Origin of the sequence: Paracoccus aurantiacus, from assembly GCF_007993065.1 — a bacterium.
Classification (GTDB): domain Bacteria; phylum Pseudomonadota; class Alphaproteobacteria; order Rhodobacterales; family Rhodobacteraceae; genus Paracoccus; species Paracoccus aurantiacus.
In genome coordinates this window covers 1-281 of the sequence record NZ_VOPL01000039.1, presented here as the reverse complement: position 1 = coordinate 281, position 281 = coordinate 1, and the positions used below count along the sequence as shown (strand labels likewise).

The window sequence follows — 281 nt, the reverse complement described above, 5'->3', positions numbered from 1 at the left end:
TTAGCAGTTCCTGGAAACAGCCCTCCATGAGACCGTACCCGAAACCGACACAGGTGGACTGGTAGAGAATACCAAGGCGCTTGAGAGAACCACATTTAAGGAACTCGGCAAAATACCTCCGTAAGTTCGCGAGAAGGAGGCCCCGTTGGCAGGCAACTGTTGGCGGGGGGCACAAACCAGGGGGTGGCGACTGTTTACTAAAAACACAGGGCTCTGCGAAGTCGCAAGACGACGTATAGGGTCTGACGCCTGCCCGGTGCCGGAAGGTTAAAAGGAGATGT

At 55.2% G+C, this 281-nt stretch carries 1 rRNA gene; it reads left to right on the top strand.

Annotation, left to right across the window (positions count from 1 at the left end):
- Positions 1–281: ribosomal RNA gene (locus FQV27_RS18755) — 23S ribosomal RNA — on the top strand; the annotation flags it as partial.